This is a genomic window from Undibacterium umbellatum (genome assembly GCF_014284125.1).
Classification (GTDB): Bacteria; Pseudomonadota; Gammaproteobacteria; order Burkholderiales; family Burkholderiaceae_D; genus Undibacterium; species Undibacterium umbellatum.
This window is the reverse complement of sequence record NZ_JACOFX010000089.1, coordinates 1-275: the sequence shown is the minus strand read 5'-3', so window position 1 is coordinate 275 and position 275 is coordinate 1. Positions and strand designations below refer to the sequence as shown.

Below are 275 nucleotides of genomic sequence, written 5' to 3'. Positions count from 1 at the left end.
TGCTTCCACAGCAGGTACTAACACAGCCCGTATTGAAAACATCAAACAAGCTGTAGAAACACTGTCCCTGAGCAACACCAACGCCAACAATGCTGGCGTGGTTGAATTCTCCTTCGGCAATGGCACACTGCTGGGCGCCAACACAGGTACACTGAACCTGTCCGACGTCCAAGTTGGTACAGTCAACATTGGTCAAAACGTTTCCGGCACATCCGCTGCAGGCGTTGCTAACCAAGGTTACGAAACACTGACCATCAACAGCACAGGCAACACCA

At 51.3% G+C, this 275-nt stretch carries 1 protein-coding gene; it reads left to right on the top strand.

Features of this window, described 5'->3' with window-relative positions; translation table 11 throughout:
• The coding region (locus H8L47_RS29305) for a hypothetical protein (protein WP_222616732.1) at positions 1–275 on the top strand (275 nt) is incomplete at both ends.